An 8249-nucleotide genomic window follows, 5' to 3' on the forward strand; every position below is an offset into this window, starting at 1 on the left:
ATCGGCATCCTGCGCTCCGTCCAACGCCCCGTCTACGACACCCAGATGGCCGACCAACTCGACACCGCCATCGACCACTACGGCAAAGGCGACCTCCCGGCACTCCTGGCCGGCAAGGACACCTGGACCGTCGGGCGTTCCGCCCGGCCCGCCACCTCCACCGCGGCCCATTGACCGCAACCACCCGACCACAGCCACCCGACCACAACCGTCCGACCACAACCGTTTCACCGCACCATCCCGGGGAGGGACCGCATGACGTACGTGATCGCTCAGCCCTGTGTCGACGTCAAGGACCGGGCATGCATCGACGAATGCCCGGTCGACTGCATCTACGAGGGGCCGAGGAAGCTCTACATCCAGCCCGACGAATGCGTCGACTGCGGTGCCTGTGAACCCGTCTGCCCGGTGGAGGCGATCTTCTTCGAGGACGACGTGCCGGCCGAGTGGAGCGGCTACCGCTCGGTGGACGCGGAGGTCTTCGCCGACCTCGGATCACCCGGCGGAGCCAGCGCGGCGGGGCCGCTCGCCGCCGACCACCCCCTGGTCTCCGCGCGGGCCGCGTAGACCTCGCGCGGGCCTCGCGCAGGCCTCATGCAGGCCTCATGCAGGCCTCATGCAAGCGCCGCACAGGCCTCACGCAGGCCCGCAGTGCCCGGTGTTCGGCCCCTGGATGGCCCGATCACGCCGTGATACAGCCCGGTTCCAGGCCAGGTACAGGCCGATACCAGTGATCCAGGACACCGTGGAGGCGGTGGCGGAATCTTTTCGCCACCGCCCTGTGGCGTTGTGCGCGCCGGCCTCGTCGGCCGTGCCCCGCGCCGCGCGCACCCCGGGCCATCCCAGAAGGAGCTGCAATGGACATCACCTTCACCTCCCAGCCCGCCGCGTCCGCTCCGGACTTTAGAGGTCTCGCCGCACCGCTCCATCTGCTGCACAGACCCGTCACACCGGAGGGCTTCCTGCTGGACGCCACCGCTCCGGTGGAGCAGCACTTCGCGCTCTCCGCCGAACTGCCCACCGGACACGGGACGTTCAACGACGGGCCGGGCACCTTCCACGATCTGCTCTTCGTCGCCGAGACACTGCGCGAGGCGACGCACTTCGTCGCCCACCAGTACTTCCGGGTCCCCGCCGAGCGCCCCGCGGTCTTCGTCTCCAGCGGGCTCGACGTCCTCGACCTCGCCCCGTGGCGTCCCACCGGCGGCCCGGCCCATCTGACCCTGGACATCACGCTGGTCCCCGTGGACGTGGTCGACGGCGTTCCGCGCGGCCTCGACTGCCGCGGTGACGTGGCCATCGACGGTGTCGGGTGTGGGAGCGCTTCCGCGCGGCTCCAGTTCCTGATGCCCGGGGTGTACCGGTCGCACCGTGAGGTGGGGCGCCAGGAGAGTCTGCGGAGCACCGCCCCGGTGGTGCGCCCGCTGGCCTCGATGACAGCGGCCTCCCAGGAGGAGCCGGCCGCCGTGTCGCCCGGGTCGGTCGGCCGCCAGGACCCGCGCAATGTCGTCGTGGGACCGCCGCTGCGGGCGCCCTACGGGGAGTTCGTCCTGCCCGTGGCCGGCGATCCCGGTCACGAGATCTTCGCTGCCGTACCCGGCGACCACGTCCCCGGTCCGGTGTTCCTGGAGGCTTCCCGGCAGGCCTCGCTGCTCGCCGCCGAGGAACTGCACGGGCTGCGTCCCGCCCACGCCATGCTGACCCGGTGGCGGGCGTCGTTCCGCGGTTTCGGGGATGCCGACCTTCCGCTGACCTGCACGGTCGTCGCGGACGAGCCGGTTCGCGACGAGGCGGGCCGGCCCACCGTGCGGTCCCGGCTCGCCTTCAGCCAGGGCAGCCGTGTCCTGTGCACCGCCTCGGCCGTCCTGCTGCAGGACTGCTGACAGCACGCCGCCGCCCGAACCGGCCGACGCTCTCCCCTCCCATCCCACACGATTTCCTGATCAAGGAGCTCTCCGATGCGTTTCCGGGTTCTGGGGCCGGTGAGTCTGTCGCCCCGCACTCCCTCCGCGGCCAAACCGCGCGCCCTGCTGGCCACCCTGCTCGTGCAGGCCGGTGAAGTGGTCCCGGTGCACAGCCTGATCGACGAACTGTGGGGGACGGAGCCACCGCGCACCGCGACCACCACCCTCCAGGTGTACGTGTCCCAGTTGCGCAAGGTGCTCGCCGACGGCGGGAGTCCGGCGCCCGCCGGGGAGCTGCTGACCCGGGCTCCCGGCTACCTCCTGGCGGTGCCCGAGCGGGAGTTCGACCTGCCCTGCTTCGAACAGCTGCGGGCCCAGGGCCGTACGGCGTACCAGGACGGGGACTTCGGCGGCGCCTCCCGGCTGCTGCGCGAGGCGCTCGCCCTGTGGACCGGCCCGGCCCTTTCGGGGATCCCGCACGGGGTGCGGCTGGAGTCCGCCGCCATCCGGCTGGACGAGCTGCGGATGGAGGTCCTGGAACAGCGGATCGTCGCCGACCTGCGGCTGGGCCGCCACCAGGAACTCGCCGGGGAACTGCTGGCCCTGGCCAACGAGTACCCGCTGCGGGAGAGCCTGCACGGACATCTGATGGTGGCGCTGTACCGGACGGGCCGCGGATCCGACGCGCTGAGGGTGTACGGGCGGCTGCGCCACTCCCTCGTGGAGGAACTCGGCGTCGAACCGGGCCCGGGCCTGTCCCGGCTGCACGAACGCGTTCTGCGCCGGGACCCCTCCCTGGACTGGCAGCCGCCCCGCGGCGCGCGGGACTCGGGCCGCGACGACACGGGCCGCGAGGCCGGCGCCCCGGTGCCCCCGGGGGCACCCCGGCGTGGGGCGGCACCGGCCGGCGGACCACGCCCGCTGCCCGGTCCGCCTCCGGCGCTGCCCTCCGCACCGCCCGGGTTCGTCGGCCGGCACGAGGAACTCGGGTACGGGGAACGGGCGTTGCGCGGGAGTGTCGGCAGGCCCCCGGCGCGGGTCCTGGCCGTCTCCGGGCCGGCCGGCGTCGGCAAGACCGCGCTGGCCCTGCAGCTCGCCCACCGGACGGCGGACCTGTTCCCGGACGGCGGGCTGCTGATCGGGTTGCGCGGACCGCAGGGTCGTCCGCTGAGCGCCTCGCAGGCGGGAGCGGCCCTGCTGCGCCGCCTCACCGACGACGTCTCCGACGCCCCGCTCACCGACCCCGAGGAACTGACGGACCGGCTGCGGCGGGCTCTGGGGGGACGCCGGATGCTGCTGATCCTGGACGACGCCGCCTCGGAACAGCAGATACGACCGCTGTTGCGGGCCTTCGCGGAGGGCACGGTGATCCTCACCGGCCGCCGCCGGGCCGCCGCCCTCGACGGCGCGGAGCATCTGGGGCTGGACGCCGTACGGCCGGAGGAGGCGGTGGAACTCCTGCTCGCCGCCGGTGGCGAGCGGATGGCGCAGGACCCGGTGGCGGCCGCCGAGATCGCCCGGCTCTGCGCGTACTTCCCGCTGGCGCTGCGCGTGGCCGCGGCGGCCCTGACGGCCCGGCCGCACACCACGCCCGCCGCGCTGGCGGGCCGGCTGCGCGACGAGCGGACCCGCCTCGGCGTGCTGCGCGAGGGCGATCTCGATCTGCGCTCCAGCCTGCTGACGGGGTACCAGGAGGCCGGGCCCGCGTTGCGGCGCGCCTTCCGTCTGCTGTCGCTGGCTCCGGCCGCCGACTTCACGGGGTGGACCGTCGCGGCCCTGCTCGGCACCGGGCCGGCGGAGGCGGAGGAGACGGCCGAGGAGCTCGTACGGGCCCAGCTGCTGGAGGCCCGGACCGACGGGCAGTCGGTCCGCTACGGCTTCCACTCGCTGCTGCGGGTGCTGGCCACCGAACTGCGGGAGGCGGAACCGGACGCCGCCCGGACGCGGCGGGACACCGTCGAGCGGCTGGGCCGGGCCTGCGCCGCGCTGGCCCGCCACGCGGACGGGCGGCTCACCCCGGGTCGGGACTGGCGGTCCCACCCCGTCGACGCGGTTCCCGGGTCCGACGCCGCCGCGATCGTCGGCGCGAGCCCCCTGGGATGGTTCCGCGAGGAGGCCACCGGCCTGGTGGAGACCGTACGGCAGACGCACGCGGCGGGGCTGTGGTCCCTGGTGTGGCAGCTCGCGGGGAGCGCCGCCGGATACTTCCACGCCCGCGCCGCGTGGGAGGAGTGGGAGGAGACCCACCGGCTCGCGCTGGACGCCGCGCGGCGGGCCGGGAGCATCGAGGCGGAGGCGGTGGTGCAGTACTCGCTGGGCGACCTCGCCTGGCAGCGCCGCCAGGCCGACCGGGCGCTGCGCCACCACACCGCCGCCCAGCACGCGTTCGAGCTGGTCCGCGACCGGACCGGGGTCGCCCGCTGCCGGATCGGCGCGGCCGACGTCCTGCTCGGCCAGGGTCTGCCGGAACCCGCCGCACGGCGGTACGGGCGGGCGCTCGCGATGTGCTCGGCGGAAGGTGATCTGCGGGGCGAGGTGGCCGCGCTGAACGGGCTGGCCCTGGTGAACCTGCGGCGGGGCCGCCCGGAGGTGGCCATGCGGCATCTGGAGCAGTGCCGGCGGGCCGCGGAACGGCTCGGCGACCGCCGCTGGACGGAGTACGTCCGCCGCACCGCGGCCCGCCTGGCACCGGACTCATCCCGCCGCCCGTCCCCGCTCGCGCACGCGGTCGAGGTCCGCCCGGGGATGTGGCTCATCGGAACGGCCGGCTCGGCCCCGACCCCGGCGGGGGCCGCCTGACGTCCCGTCCGCCGGCTCCCGGACTCCCGGGCGGCCGGCGGTGTGCGCGGGCCGCGCGGTGCACATCTCCGGTCACCGCGCGGCCCGCCGTCACCCGGTGGCCCGCCCCTGGAGGGGGTGGGCGCCGCGGTGACGGGCGCGGCGGGTGCGCAGCAGCTGCCGCCACTCCTCGGCGCTGAACCGGGCGGGCTCGGTACGGCGGATGAAGTCGTGGAGCACGCCGAGGAAGCGTTCCGGGTCGGAGTGGAACGGGAAGTGTCCCGCCTCCTCGAAGATCTCCAGCCGGCTGCCGGGCATGGAGACGTGGCCGAGGCCGGCGTGGAGGGCCGGGACGACCATGTCCCGGCCGCCCCACAGCAGCATGGTGGGCATGCCCTGGGTCAGATAGCACCGGTCGAGCAGGGTGCCGACCTGCCCCCGCCAGTCGACGACGGCCCGCAGGGTCCGTACGAAGGCGCTGCGCGAACTCGCGTCCGGCAGGGCGTCGACGACCCTCAGCAGATCCGGCGCGTCGACGCCCAGGCCGGTGTCCAGCGTCTTCATGATCTTGACAAGCGTCTGCAACTGCCAGCGGACCGTGGGAAGTTGGAGTGCGGAGAGCAGCAGCTCGGCGCCGGGCAGGGTGGCGGCCCGCAGCAGCGGGGAGACCTGGCGGCCGATGCCTCCGCTGCCGACCAGGACCAGGCGCTCGGTGCGCTCCGGGAACTGGTAGGCGAACTGGGCGGCCACCGCGCCGCCGAGCGAGTGACCGACGAGGGTGGCCCGCTCGATGCCGAGGGCGCTGAGCAGGTCCCGCAGTCCGTTGGCGTACGCCCCGGGTGAGTAGTCGCCGCGGGGTTTGGCCGACGCCCCGTGGCCGAGCAGGTCGGGGGCGACGACCCGGTGGCGGGCGGCCAGGCCCGGGATGATGTCGGCCCAGGTCGCGGAGGAGTCGCCGATGCCGTGGATGAGCACCACGGCGGACTCGCCCTTGCCGGCCATCCGGTAGGCGAAGCGGTAGCCGTGCAGATGGCGGGTGCGGACGCGGACCTCGTTGCGGCCCACCGCACGGGGTCCGGGCCGCCCCGGCTGGTGGCTGGGCCGGAAGGCCGAGCGGGCGGTGAAGGGGGCGTCGGCCATGGTTCAGGCCTCCTGCGGAATCGGGTGACGGTCACGGACGGCGCGGCGCGGGACGGGTGCGGACTCGACGACGCCCGGTGCGCCGGGCAGCTGGGCGCCGGGGACGCTCTCGGGGTCGGGTTGGGGATCGGGTTCGGGATCGAGCCCGAGCGACATCAGGGACCGCCACGGCTGCGCCTGCCCGGGTGTACGCGTCCGCCACGGAGCGAACACCTGGGCCTGCGAGGAGGGAGCGCGGAGGGTGTGCACGGAGGACATGACAGCCACCTCTGGATAGGTGTGCGAGGAAGAACGCGGGATCGCTGCCGCTCGGCCGGGCGGCGTGCGGTCGGGGGTGCCGGCGGCCGGGCGGGTACTCGCGCTCGCCGGGAACCGGCGAAACCGCACGAGACCCTCACCCGACCGCGGCCGGCGGACGAACGCGGGACGCGCCCCCGGCGGGAGCCGGTATGCACGACGCGGGACGCGCACCCGGCGGGAGCCGGCGGGCATGCGCGGGACGGTCGCTCGGCGGGAGCCGACGGACGGATGCGGGAAGCGCACCCGGCGGGAGCCGACGGACAGGCGCGGGACTCCCACCCGGCGGCAGCCGACAGACCAACGCGGGACACGCCCCCGGCGGCAGCCGACAGACCAACGCGGGAAGCGCACCCGGCGGCAGCCGACAGACCAACGCGGGACACGCCCCCGGCGGCAGCCGACAGACCAACGCGGGGCTAGCACCCGACGGCAGCCGACAGACCGACACCGGACGGTCACTCGGCGGGGGTCGGCCGTGGCTGGCGGGGCACGGCGTCGGCGAAGCCGCCCGCCCCGGGACCGGCCGGGATCGTCCGGCCGGTCCCGGTCCCGGTCACGACGGACGGGCCGGGCGCGGCGGTGCGGGACGGACCGGCCACACCGGCGCCGACCCCGGCCGACGGCCCCGTGGCACCGGTGCCCGTCCGGGCGGAGGCGCCGGTTCCGGCCCCGACGGACAGACCAGCCGCACCGGTGCCGGTCGCCGCGGGCGGTCTCCCGGCGCTCGTCGTGGGGGCGGCGTGGCGGAGGGCGGACCTGTTCGTGAGGCGGGCCCGTAGCAGGGAGGCGATCAGCCACTTGCGCATGGCCCCCAGGTGTGCCGGGGAGCCGTGCACGTCGTCGAACTCCTTGAAGCGCACGCGGGGCAGCGCGGCGGCGAGCAGTCGCCGTTCCGTGGGAGGGATGATCTCGTCGCGGGCGCTGGCCACGTACCCGACCGGGATGCCGACCGCGCCGAGGACGTCGGGGCCGAGCGGGAAGTCCGCGAGCAGCGACCGCAGTTCGTCGTCGGAGGCCGCGCCGGTGAGCCGGCGCAGCGTGGCGACGGTGATCCCCGGCACCTCGGGCCACCAGGCGGGATCTGCGAAGAACCCGGCCACGGGGGCGCCCACGGTGTGGACGGAACGGATGCGCGGGTCCGCGGCCGCCGCGCGCAGCGCCAGGTGGCCGCTGAAGCTGAGGCCGAGGACCGAGGTGCGGGTCACCGCGGCACGGCCGGCCAGCCGGTCCATCAGGAACGGCAGCAGCCGCCAGGAGTCCGCGTCATAGCGCAGGGTGTTCTCCCCGACGCCGGGCATCTCGGTGACCACCGCCGCGTACCCGAGCCGGGCGAGGCGGGGCAGCAGGGGCGCCCACTGCTCCTTGACGCTGACGATGCCGCCCATGACCACGAGCAGCGGCCGCCGGCGACGCGCGTCGAGCCCGCTCGCCCAGCAGGCGACCGTGCCGTCCGGGTGGTCGAGGACCACGCGTTCGACGCCCCGTCGGCGACGCCAGTCGTCGAAGGTCCGTACGCAGTTGTCCTGGGCCCGGCGGCGGACGTCGTCGCCGTGGTACGGGAAACGGGCGAGCGCGTAGTGCCGGCAGGCGTCGAGCGGGCGGCCGGCGACGGCCAGCCGGTCGGCCTCGCCCGTCCACACCCGGGCCCAGGACGCGGGATGCCCCGGCTCGTCGTTGGTGATCCGCGGCAGTACGGCGGCCACCTGCCGGTCACCGATGCCCTGACCGCGGGCGTGCAGCCGGGCGAACTCCTTGAGTTCTCCGAGATGGTCCATCGCTGTTCTCCGTCTCCTCCGGGGTGCGGGGCCGATGCCCGGGGGATGCGGCCGGAGGGCTCGGTGGCCTTCCTGGTCGTACCGGCGGCGGGCGGGGCTGTCCGGTCGTACGGCGGGCGGGCCCCCGGCCGGGAGCGGGGGACGTCCCCCGGCTGGGCGGCCCGCCCGGAGACGATGCTGGCCGCCGTCCCTTAAGCCGGGCTGGCGCACGGGTTGCGCCTCGCTAAGCGCCGCGCGGGAGGTGCCGTCGACCGTGCCGGCGGCACACAGCGGCACCCGCATCCGCACCCGCACCCGCACCCGCACCCGCACGACGGCACGCGGCGGCGCGCTGGTGCGAAGAGACTCCTCT

At 75.3% G+C, this 8249-nt stretch carries 6 protein-coding genes; 3 read left to right on the plus strand and 3 right to left on the minus strand.

The annotated features are described in order from the left end of the window. The first annotated feature begins 255 nt into the window (after positions 1–255). The 3 genes from fdxA (at position 256) to ACWCRJ_RS44225 (ending at position 4703) form a co-directional block, all read left to right on the plus strand. Positions 256–567, plus strand: coding sequence for a ferredoxin (gene fdxA, locus ACWCRJ_RS44215; protein WP_005478968.1), 312 nt, complete (start codon positions 256–258; stop codon positions 565–567). A gap of 290 nt (positions 568–857) precedes the next feature. Next, positions 858–1883 carry an AfsA-related hotdog domain-containing protein gene (locus tag ACWCRJ_RS44220; RefSeq protein WP_450944640.1) on the plus strand — a complete coding sequence of 342 codons (1026 nt, stop codon included), beginning with the start codon at positions 858–860 and terminating at the stop codon, positions 1881–1883. A 75-nt stretch (positions 1884–1958) separates the two neighbouring features. Further along, positions 1959–4703, plus strand: a complete 2745-nt coding sequence (locus tag ACWCRJ_RS44225) for a BTAD domain-containing putative transcriptional regulator (protein ID WP_450944641.1) — start codon at positions 1959–1961, stop codon at positions 4701–4703. A gap of 90 nt (positions 4704–4793) precedes the next feature. On the opposite strand, the gene ACWCRJ_RS44230 is transcribed toward ACWCRJ_RS44225, so the two are convergent. The 3 genes from ACWCRJ_RS44230 to ACWCRJ_RS44240 form a co-directional block, all read right to left on the minus strand. Then, the gene (locus tag ACWCRJ_RS44230) at positions 4794–5822 is read right to left on the minus strand and encodes an alpha/beta fold hydrolase (RefSeq protein WP_450944642.1); all 1029 of its coding nucleotides are present in this window, start codon (positions 5820–5822) and stop codon (positions 4794–4796) included. Between the two features lie 3 nt (positions 5823–5825). Then, positions 5826–6080 (minus strand): hypothetical protein, encoded by a 255-nt coding sequence (locus tag ACWCRJ_RS44235; RefSeq protein ID WP_450944643.1) that lies wholly within the window; start codon positions 6078–6080, stop codon positions 5826–5828. 497 nt (positions 6081–6577) lie between these two features. After that, positions 6578–7897 carry an alpha/beta hydrolase gene (locus tag ACWCRJ_RS44240; RefSeq protein WP_450944644.1) on the minus strand — a complete coding sequence of 440 codons (1320 nt, stop codon included), beginning with the start codon at positions 7895–7897 and terminating at the stop codon, positions 6578–6580. Positions 7898–8249 lie beyond the last annotated feature (352 nt).

Source organism: Streptomyces sp. NPDC002324 (assembly GCF_053593335.1).

What these genes read in the sequence shown, in the direction of transcription:
- fdxA (WP_005478968.1), top strand. Translation starts at nt 256, where the DNA reads ATGACGTACGTGATCGCTCAGCCCTGTGTCGACGTCAAGGACCGGGCA.
- ACWCRJ_RS44240 (WP_450944644.1), bottom strand. Translation starts at nt 7,897, where the DNA reads ATGGACCATCTCGGAGAACTCAAGGAGTTCGCCCGGCTGCACGCCCGC.
- ACWCRJ_RS44230 (WP_450944642.1), bottom strand. Translation starts at nt 5,822, where the DNA reads ATGGCCGACGCCCCCTTCACCGCCCGCTCGGCCTTCCGGCCCAGCCAC.
- ACWCRJ_RS44235 (WP_450944643.1), bottom strand. Translation starts at nt 6,080, where the DNA reads ATGTCCTCCGTGCACACCCTCCGCGCTCCCTCCTCGCAGGCCCAGGTG.
- ACWCRJ_RS44225 (WP_450944641.1), top strand. Translation starts at nt 1,959, where the DNA reads ATGCGTTTCCGGGTTCTGGGGCCGGTGAGTCTGTCGCCCCGCACTCCC.
- ACWCRJ_RS44220 (WP_450944640.1), top strand. Translation starts at nt 858, where the DNA reads ATGGACATCACCTTCACCTCCCAGCCCGCCGCGTCCGCTCCGGACTTT.